Genomic DNA, 13,708 nt, shown 5'->3' on the forward strand with positions numbered 1-13,708 from the left:
CGGTGTTCGCTCCGGATCGGATCGATGTGCGGTAAGCCCGCATCGCAGCGCGCGCACATCTTAATGCAAACGATCGGCTCGCGCGGTCCGCTGTAATGAAACGTTGCAGAGGAAGTATTCGGAACTGACGCGGCGCTTTTTCAAGATGAGTTGGGCGAGCGCCGGGAAGGTGCGTACGCAGATGTCCGGACGCCGTTCGCCCATGCGCCATAGGCCGTTCGGACGAGGGCGGCAACCCGCGTGCGGAAGGTATAATTCGGCTCTTGCACTTATTCCCTCGTGGCCGTGCGCGACGTCGCGCGCAGCATGGGCACGCTTCGCTGCCGCGCTTCGCAGTCGTGTTCGCCTGAGCGCCGGCGCCTGTTTTCCGAGTAACCGCTAATGACCACCTCCGTTCGTACCCGTTTCGCACCGAGTCCCACCGGCTTCATCCACCTGGGCAACATCCGCTCCGCGCTGTATCCGTGGGCGTTCGCGCGCAAGATGAAAGGGACCTTCGTGCTGCGGGTCGAGGACACCGACCTCGAGCGCTCCACGACCGAATCCGTCGACGCGATTCTCGAAGGCATGGCGTGGCTCGGCCTCGATTTCGACGAAGGCCCGTTCTACCAGATGCAGCGCATGGACCGGTACGGCGAAGTGCTGAAGCAGATGCAGGAGGCGGGGCTCGTCTATCCGTGCTACATGTCGACCGAAGAGCTCGACGCGCTGCGCGAGCGCCAGCGCGAAGCAGGCGAAAAGCCGCGCTACGACGGCACGTGGCGCCCGGAGCCGGGCAAGGTGCTGCCGGAGCCGCCCGTGGGCGTGAAGCCGGTGCTAAGGTTTCGCAATCCGCTGACCGGCGTGGTCGCGTGGGACGACGCGGTGAAAGGCCGCATCGAAATCTCGAACGAAGAACTCGACGACCTCGTGATCGCGCGTCCGGACGGCACGCCGACGTATAACTTCTGCGTCGTCGTCGACGATCTCGACATGCGCATCACTCACGTGATTCGTGGCGACGACCACGTCAACAACACGCCGCGCCAGATCAACATACTGCGCGCGCTCGGTGGCGAGCCGCCGGTGTATGCACACCTGCCGACCGTGCTGAACGAGCAGGGCGAGAAGATGAGCAAGCGCCACGGCGCAATGAGCGTGATGGGTTATCGCGATGCGGGGTATCTGCCGGAAGCGGTCGTCAACTATCTGGCGCGCCTCGGTTGGTCGCATGGTGACGCGGAGATTTTCACGCGCGAGCAGTTCGTCGAGTGGTTCGATCTCGAGCACCTCGGCAAGTCGCCGGCGCAGTACGACCATGACAAGCTGAACTGGCTCAACGCGCACTACATCAAGGAAGCCGACAACGCACGCCTCGCCGAACTGGCGAAACCGTTCTTCGCGGAGCTCGACATCGACGAAGCCACACTCGCCCAAGGTCCGGATCTGACGGGCGTGGTGGGCCTGATGAAGGATCGGGCGTCGACCGTGAAGGAGATCGCGCAGAACGCCGCGATGTTCTATCGCACCCCGGCACCCGACGCTGAGTCGCTTGCACAGCACGTCACCGACGCGGTTCGTCCGGCGCTCGCTGATCTGGCCGCTGCATTGAAGACGGTCGAATGGACCAAGGAGGCGATCGCTGCCGCGCTGAAAGCGACGCTCGGCACGCACAAGCTGAAGATGCCGCAGCTCGCGATGCCGGTGCGTCTGCTGGTGGCGGGTACGACGCATACACCGTCGATCGATAGCGTGCTGATGCTGTTCGGTCGCGACGTCGTCGTTAGCCGCATCGAAAAAGCGCTTGGCTAATCCGTTGGCGGCGTGCGTCAGAGGTTTCGCATGCCGCCGGAAAAATCCGCATGTAATCGCTCAAAGGGTATTTACAAAGCGCAGATCGCCCTCTAAAATCTCGTTTCTCTGATGTGCGCGGGGGTATAGCTCAGCTGGGAGAGCGCTTGCATGGCATGCAAGAGGTCAGCGGTTCGATCCCGCTTACCTCCACCAACAGAGCAAAGAGGTGAAAGTGGTTAAGAAGTCTGATAGTTGTAGAAAAAAGACTTCACAAATCGCTGAAATGTAGTAAAGTAGCGGTCTTCGCTGTTGACCTGAAAATAGCTTGGCGAATTAACTGAAAAGTTAGCGCGAGTTGATCAAGTCAAAAGCGAATTGAGACGGATCTGAAAAGATTTTGTCCCCTTCGTCTAGAGGCCTAGGACATCACCCTTTCACGGTGAGTACAGGGGTTCGAATCCCCTAGGGGACGCCAAACATCAGCGTCGCTTTAGTATTCGAGTAGTAGTAAAGCAGCGCAGCTTGCAGAGAATTAACCGACGCTCGCAAGCAGGGTGTAAAGACTGGAGTGGTAGTTCAGTCGGTTAGAATACCGGCCTGTCACGCCGGGGGTCGCGGGTTCGAGTCCCGTCCACTCCGCCAGACAAAGCCCGTTCACACATACTTGAACGGGCTTTTTCATTAAAGGTGTAAGCAGTACGTTGTCCCCTTCGTCTAGAGGCCTAGGACATCACCCTTTCACGGTGAGTACAGGGGTTCGAATCCCCTAGGGGACGCCAGAACATCGGCGTCGTTCGGTTGGAAGTTTGAACGGTGCAGCAAGCTGAGAGTATGGCTCGCAGGCTGCGATGCAAAATCTGGAGCGGTAGTTCAGTTGGTTAGAATACCGGCCTGTCACGCCGGGGGTCGCGGGTTCGAGTCCCGTCCGCTCCGCCAGATTTGAGAAAGCCCACTTCGCAGGAAGTGGGCTTTTTTTATTGTGCGCCCAGCATGGGCGCACTCCTGCGAGTGCAAGTCCCGCCATGAGCTGGTCACAGCGAATGAAGTGAAGCGCAACTGCATGACGGCGGCCGAATGTGGGAAGGAAGCGTGGAGCGTAAGTCGCGAGCCGATAAACAAGAACCGCATAGAAGGCGTTGCCAAGCAGGGCGGGCGGGTAATAATAGACCGCGAAGCTCTCGTGACCAGGACGAAGCGGCGTAAATGCGGCGGCTGTGCCATGAAGGAGTGCGCTCTTACCTGGGGAGATCTCGCCTCATGCCTGAAAGGGCGACGGCGTCGAGCCGGAGCAAGAAGTCAGCAGAGGCCGTAAGTAGTCACAGGACAGGTCGGTGAGACTGGAGCTGGTGATGAAGGGCCGAACGGGAGGGAGTGTCCAGCGCCATGTCGATGCGACAGGAATTGCGTCAGATGCCCGCGCAAGCGGGGCGATCGGGAGGCACGCGCGGTGAAGCTGCGCCTATTTCCGTGAGCGACGAAGCCTGTTGTCCGCGCCATGATGATCCGCCGTTGCTGGCCAACGTGTTGCTCGACGTGGTGGACAAGGAACTGGAACGGCGCGGCCACTGCTTCGTGCGCTGTGCCGACGATGCGAACGTGTATATCCGCAGCCGTCGTGCTGGTGAGCGGGTGATGGCGCCTGCTCATAGGACCGTAACCGCTCCGTTTCTACTGCCGTTGCCGGCCGCCTCCCGGAAGGCTCGGGACAAACAGCCATTGCCAGCGCGCGCGGCCTGTTTTACCGTTTATCCGACTCATCCTCGCGGTCCTGCCATGTTCGATCCCACCGAAGCTCCGTCACCGTTTCATCTGCGCTCGGCCAGCATGGACGATTTCGAGTTTGCCGAGGCGCTGACCCGCAACAACATGGGCGGCTACTATCGCCGGCATCATCTGGTGTGGCGCAGCGATCTGTTTCTCGGCAGTTGGCGCGAATCGGAGAATTTCATTCTCGAAGTGGATGGCGTGCCGATGGGCGTGCTGCGTATCACCGAAGAGGGTGATTCGCTGCATATCCGCGACGTGCAGATCGCCGAAGGATATCGTCGGCTTGGCGCCGGTACCTTCCTGCTCGACATCTCGCATCAATGGGCGCGCGAGCGCGGGCTGCGTGAGTTGCAGTTGCGCGTGTTCGTCGACAATCCGGCGGCGCGGCTCTATCTGCGCAAGGGCTATAAGCTCACCGGGCCGCGGCTCGCGCAGCTAGGCGCAATCCGTCATCTGGCGCGGCGGGTTTGAGGCGTGCCCCGCATCGATGGCCGACGCGCAGCGCTAGTTGTCGCCATTCACCGCTCGGCGACGTCCGTCGAACCGGCTTGATCCTGTGCCGTTTCATCATCCGCTTGCGCGTCATCATGCTCGCCGTTGCTCGCGCGATGCTCGGCGCCTCGCTCGATAAACGCGCGTGGACTCGCGCCGAACGCACGCCGGAACATCGCGGAGAAGGCGCTCTGGCTCTGATAGCCCAGTTCCTGCGCGACGTGCGACAGCGGTCGTCCCTGGCTCAACAATGGAATGGCGCGCGCGAGAATCGCCTGCTGACGCCACTGCGAAAAACTCACACCCAGTTCCTGGCGGAACAGCCGCGCGATCGTGCGCGTGCTCGCGCCCACCGTCGATGCCCACTGCTCGAGCGACTCGCCATGCATCGGGTCGGCGATCACGGCCTCGCACAGCGCGCGCAGGCGCTTTTCGCTGGGCATCGGCACGGACAGCGGCAACGGCTCGGAGCGCGTCAGTTCATCGAGCGCGAGCGCGCCGAGCAGATGCTCGCGCGCGGCGGACAGGCCAGGCGTATCGAGCGCGGCAATCACCTCGCGCAACAGGTTCGATACTTCGACGACGCGCGGCGTATCGAGCCCGGCCGGCACCGTACTCTCGGTGATGTACAGCGTGCGCAGGAACGCATCCTCGACGGCGACCACTTCGTGCGTCACATGCGGCGGCAACCAGATTGCGCGCGATGGCGGCACCATCCATGTCGTGCCCGTCGTTGCGACCCGCAGCACGCCGCGCGACGCATACGCGACCTGCGCCCAGGCATGCGTATGACGCGCGATATGCCAGCCCGCCGGCATTGGCCGCGAGCGCACGCGGATCGGATGCATCTCGTTCGGCGCGAACTCGGGCGGTATGTCGGCGAAACGCACGCGGCTCAACAAGTCGGAGTCGGAGGACGAGGTCATGGCAAGGTCGGTTCGGATCACGGAGCTGGCAACGGCGAAGCGCGGTCGAGGCCATTCACCGTCGCGGGCATCAAGCATTGTAGGCCGTGCCCAGTTTCTGTTGCCGACGGGCCGCCGTTGCATAATGTCCCGATGGCCCCCGAGCCACCGACATCACCTCTGACCATGGAGACTCAACGACGATGCAGACCGTCTTTGTCTACGGCACGCTGCGTGCCGGTGAAACCAACGACATCAGCGAAGCCGCCGCGCGCAACGACATCCCCGCACCGAGCCTGCTCGGCAGTACCACCGTGCGCGGCCATCTGTTCGATTTTGGCGACTATCCGGGTCTCGTCGTCGACGAAGCGGGCATCGACGTGCTCGGCGACGTCTATGAAATCGACGATGCGCTCGTCGCGGTGCTCGACGAAATCGAAGCCGTGTATCCGGGCGTCGAGTCCCGTTTTCTGGCACGTGAGGTGATGGTCAAAGTGGACGGCAACGTCGTGAATTGCCGCTTCTATCCGGTCGCGCCAAGCGCCGTAAAAGGGCTGCCCGAGATCCGTTCAGGAGATTGGGTCGAACATCGGCGCACGCGCTGAGCTGGTCCACGAAGGCGAGCAAAAAAAACGGCGCGCCACGTATGTCCGCGGCGTGCCGTCGTTCAAGCCGATGGGGTCCCCTGGCTCGAGCAGGCCCAAGGCGCTCGAGCCTGCATCATCAACACCATCAAATCTCTTCGTAAAGCGGCAGCGTCAGAAAATCGGTGAACTGCTCCGCGGTCGACATCTGCTCGAAGAGCTGCGCGGCACGCTCATACGGCTTCGTATCTCCGCCCACCGTCTGTTTGACCTTGTCGAGCTCCTGCGCCGCGAGCTCGCGCACCAGTTCGACCGTCACCTTGCGACCGTCGTCGAGTTTGCCCTTCGGCGAGCGGATCCACTGCCAGACCTGCGAGCGCGAAATCTCGGCGGTGGCCGCATCTTCCATCAGGTTGTGAATCGGCACACAGCCATTGCCCGCGAGCCACGAACCGAGGTAGTGAATGCCGACGTTGATGTTGTTGCGCAAGCCCGCTTCGGTGATCGGCGTTTCCGGGCGGAAGTCGAGCAGGTCGGTCGCGCTCACGAGCACGTCGACGCGCTGCTTGCCGATCTGGTTCGGCCGATCGCCGAGCACCTTGACGAACTCTTCCATCGCGACCGGCACGAGGCCCGGGTGCGCGACCCAGCCGCCGTCGTAGCCGTCGCCCGCGTCGCGCGCCTTGTCTGAACGCACGCCGGCCATCGCCTTGTCGTTCGCGGCCGCATCGTTCTTGATCGGAATCAGCGCGCTCATGCCGCCGATCGCCGGCGCGTTGCGGCGATGGCAGGTCTTCAGCAGCAGCAACGCGTACGCGCGCATGAACGGCGAGGTCATCGTGATCTGCGAGCGATCGGCGAGGCAGAAGTCGCGGTCGCTCTTGAACTTCTTGATCGCCGAGAAGATGTAGTCCCAGCGGCCCGCGTTCAGGCCCGAGCTATGTTCACGCAGCTCGTACAGGATCTCGTCCATTTCGAACGCGGCGACGACCGTCTCGATCAGCACCGTCGCGCGAATCGTGCCGCGCGGCACGCCGACCGCTTCCTGCGCGGCGACGAAGAGGTCGTTCCACAGCCGCGCTTCGAGATGGCTCTCCATCTTCGGCAGATAGAAGTACGGACCCGAGCCGCGCGCGATCAACTCCTTCGCGTTGTGCACCATGTACAGCGCGAAATCGAAGATGCCACCCGACACGCGCTGGCCGTCGACCTTCACGTGCTTCTCGTCGAGATGCCAGCCGCGCGGACGTACGATCAGCGTCGCGGTCCTGTCGTTGAGCCGGTACGACTTGCCGTTCTGTTCGAGCGAGATCGTGCGGCGCACCGCGTCCTTCAGATTGATATGACCGGTGATCTGATTGTCCCAGCTCGGCGCGTTCGAATCCTCGAAGTCGGTCATGTAGGAGTCGGCGCCCGAATTGAGCGCGTTGATGATCATCTTGCGCTCGACGGGGCCGGTGATCTCGACGCGCCGGCACTGCAGATCCTGCGGCAGCGGCGCGATCTTCCAGTCGCCCTCGCGCACGCTCTTCGTGGCGGCGAGGAAGTCGGGCCGCTCGCCAGCGTCGAGCCGCTTCGCGCGCTCGACGCGCGCCTGCAGCAACTGCTGACGGCGCGGCTCGAACGTACGGTGCAAGGCCGCGACGAGTTCCAGCGCTTCGCGGGTGAGGATCGCTTCAAAGCCGGGCTTGATGTCGCCGGTGATTTCCATGCCTTGCGGCAACGACAGCGGATTAGCCATGTTTTTTCCTTGGTCGGTCAGATTGCAAAAATGCGAAGGTTGAAAAGGGGAAGTGGATTGCCGAATGCGGGGGACGCCGTCATACGCGCGGGCCGGCGCGCTTGCGACTGCCACTGCCAGGAACTTTCGTTCGACGGCCGCCGCTCGAGCGTGACGACGTCGCGAGTGTGCGCAGAAAGTCCAGCAGATCGTTCATGCCGCTACCGGTGCCATGCGGCGTCACGCCGAGCTCTTCGACGGGCAGGTTCTGCCGGTTCAGCCAGAACGTCGTGAAGCCGAACCACGTCGCGCCCGCGACGTCCCAGCCGTTCGACGACACGAACACGATCTCGCGCGCGGCCACGCCGAACGCGTCGGGGCCGAGCGCATACGCGGCAGGCGAGGGTTTGTACGCGCGCACGGCGTCGACCGACAGCACGTGATCGAAGAGGGCGTTCATGCCGGCGCTCTTGACCGCGATATCGAGCATTTGCGGATTGCCGTTTGACAGAATCGCGAGCCCCACGCGTGGCGCGGCGGCGGCCTCGCGCAACGCACGCAGCACGGGCACCGCGTCGGGAAATGCGGACAGGCACGCGTATTCGTCCATCAGCCGCTTTTCGGCCGCGCGGCCGAGCGTGAGCTGCAGTCTTTTCGCGGCGAAGCGCAGTGCGTCGAGCGTGATGTCCCAGAACGGGCGGTAGTGTTCGCCGGGGGCGTCGCTGCGCGCGGCGAGCGTGCGCAATTGCGTGTATTCGATCTGCTTCTGGCGCCAGAGCTGCGACAGCGCGTCGCCGTGGCCGGGGAACAGTTGCTCTGCGGCGGCGATCACCGAATGCACGTCGAACAACGTGCCGTAGGCGTCGAAAATCACTGCTCGCGGGGAAGGTGTCGTTGTGGCCGACATTGCCATGCGCTCCTGTCAGAGGTCGGGATCGATTGTATTGCTGACCTTAGGTGCTAAAAAATAGGCTAAAGATCACTTGATCTTTTACTTTTGCTTACCTAATCTGACGCGCACTGCTCACTTTTCCGCCTCGCCGCGGCGCGTATCGTTCATGGACCGTTTCAAGCAGATCGAGACCTTCGCCACTGTCGCGGCCAAAGGGAGCCTGTCCGCGGCGGCGCTCGCCGAGGGCGTCGCGCCCGCGATCATCGGCCGGCGCGTCGACGCACTGGAGGAGCGCCTCGGCGTGAAGCTGCTCGTGCGCACGACGCGCAAGATCACGCTGACCTTCGAAGGCTCGGCCTTTCTCGAAGACTGCCAGCGCATTCTTCACGACATGCAGAACGCCGAGGCGAGCGTGTCGGCGGGCGGCGTGAAGGCGAGCGGCCATCTCCGGCTGTCGGCGCCGGCCGGCTTCGGGCGCCGGCACGTGGCGCCACTGGTGCCCGCGTTCACGGTCGCGCATCCGGACGTGTCGATCACGCTCGATCTGTCCGACCGCCTCGTCGACCTCGTCAACGAAGGCTTCGATTGCGCGGTGCGGCTCGGCGAGTTGCCCGATTCGTCGCTGGTGTCGCTGAAGCTCGCGGAGAACCGGCGCGTATGCGTCGCGTCGCCCGAGTATCTGAGCCGGCGCGGCGCGCCGCACAGCCTGGCCGATCTCGCGCGCCACAACTGCCTCGCGCTCGGCGCCAGCGCGAACCAGCAGCGCGGCTGGATGTTTCAGCACGACGGCAAGGTCGTGTCGATCAAGGTATCCGGCACGATGGAGTGCTCGGACGGCGCGGTGCTGCACGAATGGTGTCTCGCCGGACACGGGCTCGCGTGGCGCTCGTGGTGGGAGGTCGGCGCGGAGATCGCGGCGGGCCGCCTCGTCAGCGTGCTCGACGAATTCGCCGCGCCGCCGATCGGCATCCACGCGGTGTTCCCGCAGCGCCGTCATCTGCCGCTGCGGGTGCGGCTGTTTCTGGACTTTCTCAAGCATACGTACGGCGAACCCGGTTACTGGGACTGATGCGCCAATCTCCAGACAGACGCGAATACCCGCATTCATACGCATTACAATCGTTTCGAGCAGCCTGCACCCTGGGCTTTGTTGGACGCTGACGCCGTGCTGCGGGCAGCCGGCGACGGAGGGGATCATGTTCAGGCACATCCTGGTTCCGACCGATGGTTCAGATCTGTCACGCAAGGCGATAGCGGGCGCGATCGACCTCGCGCAGGCCGTGGGCGCCCGCGTTACCGCATACGCCTGTCTGCCGCAATATCCGTACTCGCCGTTCTCCGATGTCGTGGTCGAACCGCCCGGCGAGTTCCTGCAACGCAGCGAGCGCGAGGCGCGCGTGCATCTGCGCGAAGTCGAGCATGCGGCGCACCGCGTCGGCGTCAGTGTCGAGAGCCGCACGAGCGTGCATCCGGCGCCGTATCTCGGCATCATCGAAGCGGCCGAGCAGGGGCGCTGCGACGTGATCTTCATGGCATCGCATGGGCGGCGCGGGCTCGGCAGCCTGCTGATCGGCAGTGAAACGCAGCGCGTGCTCACGCATACGAAAATTCCTGTGATCGTCTATCGCTGAATCGCTTGGCACTGCCGGCAGGGCGCCGGCATGCACCGCCTTCGAAAAAAAGCGCGCCGGCGGCGCTGCCGGCGCGTTCAGGTTCGCCGCACGCTTGCCGCGTGCTGGCTTCTTTGAGACTCTCCGGCCGTCGGCGTTCGCGCTGACGCTCCTGCCAATCCAGCACGGCACGGCCCTCCCTGCGTCGGCGGCACTCTGGTGGTGCCGCTCGACGTTTGCCGATCGTTCCTGCGCTCAGGCCACGGGACTGCATAACCCGACTGGCTGATCTCAGGCGACCTTCTTGTCGAAGAACTGCTCGTTTTCCGTCGAACCGTGCAGCGCGGTCGTCGATGCTTCGCGCTCGACCGTCTGCGTGACCGCGTCGAAGTAGCCGGTGCCGACTTCGCGCTGATGCTTGACCGCGGTGAAGCCCTTTTCGGCCGCCGCGAATTCCGCCTGCTGCATTTCGACGAACGCGGTCATCTGGTTGCGCGCATAGCCGTACGCGAGGTTGAACATCGAGTAGTTCAGCGCGTGGAAGCCGGCCAGCGTGATGAACTGGAACTTGTAGCCCATCGCGCCGAGTTCGCGCTGGAACTTCGCGATCGTCGCGTCGTCGAGGTTCTTCTTCCAGTTGAACGACGGCGAGCAGTTGTACGACAGCAGTTGGTCCGGGTACTCCTTGTGGATCGCGTCGGCGAATTTCTTGGCGAACTCGAGGTCCGGCTTGCCGGTTTCGCACCAGATCATGTCTGCGTAGGGCGCATAGGCGAGGCCGCGCGAGATTGCCTGCTCGAGACCGGGCTTCGTGCGGTAGAAGCCTTCGACGGTACGCTCGCCGGTCAGGAACGGGCGGTCGTTCTCGTCGATGTCCGAGGTCACGAGGTCGGCGGCTTCCGCGTCGGTGCGGGCGAGCAGCACGGTCGGCACGCCCGACACATCGGCGGCCAGACGCGCGGCTGTCAGCTTCGCGACGGCTTCGCGGGTCGGCACGAGCACCTTGCCACCCATGTGACCGCACTTCTTGACCGATGCGAGCTGGTCTTCGAAGTGCACGCCGGAGGCGCCCGCTTCGATCATCGCCTTCATCAGTTCGAACGCGTTCAGCACGCCGCCGAAACCGGCTTCCGCGTCGGCCACGATCGGCGCGAAGTAATCGACGTAGCCTTCATCGCCCGGGTTCTTGCCTTCCGACCATTGGATCTGGTCGGCGCGCGTCAGCGTGTTGTTGATGCGCTTGACAACGAGGGGCACCGAGTTGGCCGGATACAGCGACTGGTCCGGATACATTTCACCGGCGACGTTGGCATCGCCCGCGACCTGCCAGCCCGACAGATAGATTGCCTTCAGACCAGCCTTCACCTGCTGCATCGCCTGGTTGCCGGTCAGCGCGCCGAGCGAGTTGACGAACGGCTCGTTGTTGACGGCGGCCCACAGCTTTTCCGCGCCGCGCTTCGCGAGCGTGTGCTCAGGTTGCACCGAGCCGCGCAGACGCACCACGTCTTCGGCCGAGTAGGTGCGCTTGACACCTTTCCAACGCGGGTCCGTTTCCCATTGCTGCTTGATTTGCTGCACTTGCTGTTCGCGGGTCATGGTCATGATGTGCTCCTTCGATGCCAGTTATGGAGGATGGGTGACTCTGTCTTCTCGAAGCGTCGGGCCCGGAGAGGCGTTCTGTTTCGTGAAGTCTTATATAAGAGTCTAGGCAAATCGAAGGACGCACAATAGACGCCGCAAAGCGTTTTTCCAATATTTATTTTTATATAAAATCAATGACTTGATGCCTGCTTTTCGCGATAAGAAACGATATTTTCCCTGTTGCAATAGTACTTCTTGTGCTTTGCAGCATGATTTTTTACGACGCAAAAAAATTTTTTACATCGTGAAATTTGGGGCGGCCAGTCGATAGACGAAAAAAAACCGGCGCCCGAGCGCCGGTTTTCTTCTGTGTCACGGACGGCGCGAAGCCATCCGGTCGGTCAGGTGGGTCGCTATTAGCTGCCGCGACGTGCCGAACGGGGACCGTCGTTGCGGCGCGCGCCGTAGCCGTCACGCGAGCCACCGCCGAAGCCTTCGCGCGAACCGCCGTGGCTTTCGCGCGAGCCGAAGCCTTCGCGCGAACCGCCGGCCGACTTGTTGCCCCAGCCGCCGCCGTTGCTGTTGCTGTTGCCAGTGCCGTTACCGTTGCGCGAGCCGCCGTAGCCGCCCGGCTTGCCCGAGCCGCTGCCGAAGCGACGGCCATTACCACCGCCAGGACGGCCGCGGCCGCCGAAGCCAGGACGGCCGTTGCCCGAGGGCGCCGCCTTGCGCGGCTCGAAGCCTTCGACGACGTTGACCGGCAGCGGCGTGCGCACGAAGCGCTCGATGCGCTTCAACGCGCCCTGTTCGGCGTGATGCACGAGGCTCACGGCGATACCCGAGCGGCCCGCACGGCCGGTACGGCCGATACGGTGCACGTAGTCTTCGGCGAACTTCGGCAGGTCGTAGTTGAACACGTGCGTGATGCCCGGGATGTCGATACCGCGAGCGGCGACGTCGGTCGCGACCAGCACGCGCACGCGGCGCTCGCGCAGTGCGCGGATCGTGCGGTTACGCGCGCCTTGCGGCAGGTCGCCGTGCAGCGCGGCCGATTCGAAGCCGGCGTCGGCCAGACGGCCCGCCAACTGGTCGGCGTCCATCTTGGTGGCCGTGAAGACGATGGCCTGGTCGAGGCCGTCGTCACGCAGCAGATGGTCGAGCAGACGGTCCTTGTGATCGCGGTCGTCGACGTAGTGGACGGTTTGCGCGATGTTGGTGCGCTGTTCCAAGCGCTGGACGATCTCGATCCGCTCCGGGTCCTTCAACAGACGGCCGGTCAGCGAGCCGATTTTGCCGTCGAGCGTGGCGGAGAACAGCATGGTCTGACGCGTAGCCGGCGTTTCGGCGACGATCGTGTCGATGTCGTCGATGAAGCCCATGTCGAGCATGCGGTCGGCTTCGTCGAGCACGAGGATCTGCAGTTGCGACAGATCGATGCGGCCGCGCTCGAGATGGTCGATCAGACGGCCCGGCGTCGCGACGAGGATTTCAGGGTTCTTCGCGAGCAGCATCAGCTGCTGGCCATAAGCGACGCCGCCGAGAATGCTGACGGTGCGCAGGCGCTTCAGGTGCTTGCCGTACGTCGCGGCGGCGGTCGTGACCTGCATCGCCAGTTCGCGGGTCGGGGTCAGCACCAGCATGGTAGGACGCGCGACCGGCTGGGGACGGCGGCCGCGGCCACCGTCGGCCGGGCGCGGTTCGCGCGGCTGGCTCGCCTGCGTCTTTTGCAGCTGCGAGAAACGCTCGATGGCGGGCAGCATGAACGCGGCGGTCTTGCCCGAGCCGGTCGGGCTCGAAACCAGCAGATCGCGGCCGGCGATCGCTGCCGGCACCGCGCGTTGCTGCACCGGCGTCGGGTGCTCGTAGCCGGCGGCGGTCAGCGCGGAGACGACGTCCGCGGACAGGCCGAGCGACGCGAAGGTCGGCTTGGCGTCAGCCTGCGCGAGGGCTTCGGGAGCGGCGGGCGTAAGACCGAGTGCTTCGTCGGCGACGGCGTTCAACGGGCTGCTGGGGGTGTTGCTCAAAGTCATGTGAATCCTTGAAAACGATCCTGGGTGGTTCATCGGATGAAAACGTCAACGCCAATCGGCATACCCAAGTCGTCGGATTCAGCGAGCAAAACAGCAGCGAGCAAATCGAAAAACGGGGGCAACTCGCGACAATGAAGGCGAGTTTTTCGTTAGAAGCTGTATCGGATGCGACGTGCCAACATGGCGAGTCGCCAGCCTGGGACTTGAGCCCGGAGTGGGCTAGGCAGAAGGGGACAGGTTCTAAACTGGATTGGAGCAAACGCTATGGACGCTGCGCCGCGAGGACCGCTGGAAAAAACGGACAAAGCAGTGAAGCGCAGGCGGCATTGTAGCGACATTTGCTGCACTGCGCCA

At 63.5% G+C, this 13,708-nt stretch carries 11 protein-coding genes, 5 tRNA genes and 1 pseudogene; 12 read left to right on the plus strand and 5 right to left on the minus strand.

What is annotated here, in order from left to right; all coding sequences use genetic code 11:
• The first annotated feature begins 381 nt into the window (after positions 1-381).
• The 8 genes and pseudogenes from gltX to OKW38_RS07045 all read left to right on the plus strand — a co-directional run bounded on the left by gltX (position 382) and on the right by OKW38_RS07045 (position 4,011).
• The gene (gene gltX, locus OKW38_RS07010) at positions 382-1,791 is read left to right on the plus strand and encodes a glutamate--tRNA ligase (protein ID WP_429360764.1); all 1,410 of its coding nucleotides are present in this window, start codon (positions 382-384) and stop codon (positions 1,789-1,791) included.
• A gap of 119 nt (positions 1,792-1,910) precedes the next feature.
• Positions 1,911-1,986 (plus strand) — tRNA-Ala (locus tag OKW38_RS07015).
• A 186-nt stretch (positions 1,987-2,172) separates the two neighbouring features.
• Positions 2,173-2,248: transfer RNA gene (locus OKW38_RS07020), tRNA-Glu, on the plus strand.
• Between the two features lie 90 nt (positions 2,249-2,338).
• Positions 2,339-2,415: transfer RNA gene (locus OKW38_RS07025), tRNA-Asp, on the plus strand.
• A gap of 61 nt (positions 2,416-2,476) precedes the next feature.
• A tRNA-Glu gene (locus OKW38_RS07030) sits at positions 2,477-2,552 on the plus strand.
• Positions 2,553-2,632: 80 nt separating this feature from the next.
• Positions 2,633-2,709, plus strand: a tRNA-Asp gene (locus OKW38_RS07035).
• A gap of 570 nt (positions 2,710-3,279) precedes the next feature.
• Positions 3,280-3,423: pseudogene (locus tag OKW38_RS07040) on the plus strand (group II intron reverse transcriptase/maturase); the annotation flags it as partial.
• A 123-nt stretch (positions 3,424-3,546) separates the two neighbouring features.
• Entirely contained in the window at positions 3,547-4,011 is a 465-nt protein-coding gene (locus OKW38_RS07045) for a GNAT family N-acetyltransferase (protein WP_090800638.1), read from the plus strand.
• Between the two features lie 47 nt (positions 4,012-4,058).
• Here OKW38_RS07045 and OKW38_RS07050 read toward each other — a convergent pair whose 3' ends face one another.
• On the minus strand, positions 4,059-4,958 hold the full coding sequence (locus OKW38_RS07050; protein WP_429334785.1) for an AraC family transcriptional regulator: 900 nt from the start codon (positions 4,956-4,958) through the stop codon (positions 4,059-4,061).
• Positions 4,959-5,140: 182 nt separating this feature from the next.
• Between OKW38_RS07050 and OKW38_RS07055 the strand changes: the two genes are divergently transcribed.
• Positions 5,141-5,542 (plus strand): gamma-glutamylcyclotransferase family protein, encoded by a 402-nt coding sequence (locus OKW38_RS07055; RefSeq protein ID WP_187610454.1) that lies wholly within the window; start codon positions 5,141-5,143, stop codon positions 5,540-5,542.
• A gap of 127 nt (positions 5,543-5,669) precedes the next feature.
• Here OKW38_RS07055 and aceB read toward each other — a convergent pair whose 3' ends face one another.
• Entirely contained in the window at positions 5,670-7,262 is a 1,593-nt protein-coding gene (aceB, locus tag OKW38_RS07060) for a malate synthase A (protein ID WP_429360765.1), read from the minus strand.
• 79 nt (positions 7,263-7,341) lie between these two features.
• On the minus strand, positions 7,342-8,148 hold the full coding sequence (locus OKW38_RS07065; protein ID WP_429360766.1) for a haloacid dehalogenase type II: 807 nt from the start codon (positions 8,146-8,148) through the stop codon (positions 7,342-7,344).
• Between the two features lie 151 nt (positions 8,149-8,299).
• On the opposite strand from OKW38_RS07065, the gene OKW38_RS07070 reads away from it, so the two are divergent.
• Together OKW38_RS07070 and OKW38_RS07075 are read left to right on the plus strand one after the other, a co-directional pair.
• Complete coding sequence (locus OKW38_RS07070) at positions 8,300-9,202, plus strand: LysR family transcriptional regulator (protein ID WP_429360768.1); 903 nt, start codon at positions 8,300-8,302, stop codon at positions 9,200-9,202.
• Positions 9,203-9,329: 127 nt separating this feature from the next.
• Entirely contained in the window at positions 9,330-9,764 is a 435-nt protein-coding gene (locus OKW38_RS07075; RefSeq protein WP_090800630.1) for a universal stress protein, read from the plus strand.
• A gap of 270 nt (positions 9,765-10,034) precedes the next feature.
• Here the strand turns inward: OKW38_RS07075 and aceA are convergent, their stop codons facing one another.
• On the minus strand, positions 10,035-11,339 hold the full coding sequence (gene aceA, locus OKW38_RS07080) for an isocitrate lyase (protein ID WP_429363685.1): 1,305 nt from the start codon (positions 11,337-11,339) through the stop codon (positions 10,035-10,037).
• A gap of 401 nt (positions 11,340-11,740) precedes the next feature.
• Positions 11,741-13,354, minus strand: a complete 1,614-nt coding sequence (locus tag OKW38_RS07085; RefSeq protein ID WP_090800627.1) for a DEAD/DEAH box helicase — start codon at positions 13,352-13,354, stop codon at positions 11,741-11,743.
• Between the two features lie 8 nt (positions 13,355-13,362).
• Here OKW38_RS07085 and OKW38_RS07090 point away from each other — a divergent pair, with 8 nt between their 5' ends.
• Entirely contained in the window at positions 13,363-13,686 is a 324-nt protein-coding gene (locus OKW38_RS07090; RefSeq protein ID WP_184056947.1) for a hypothetical protein, read from the plus strand.
• Positions 13,687-13,708: the final 22 nt, after the last annotated feature.

Origin of the sequence: Paraburkholderia sp. MM5496-R1, assembly GCF_050436205.1 — a bacterium.
GTDB classification, from domain to species: domain Bacteria; phylum Pseudomonadota; class Gammaproteobacteria; order Burkholderiales; family Burkholderiaceae; genus Paraburkholderia; species Paraburkholderia tuberum.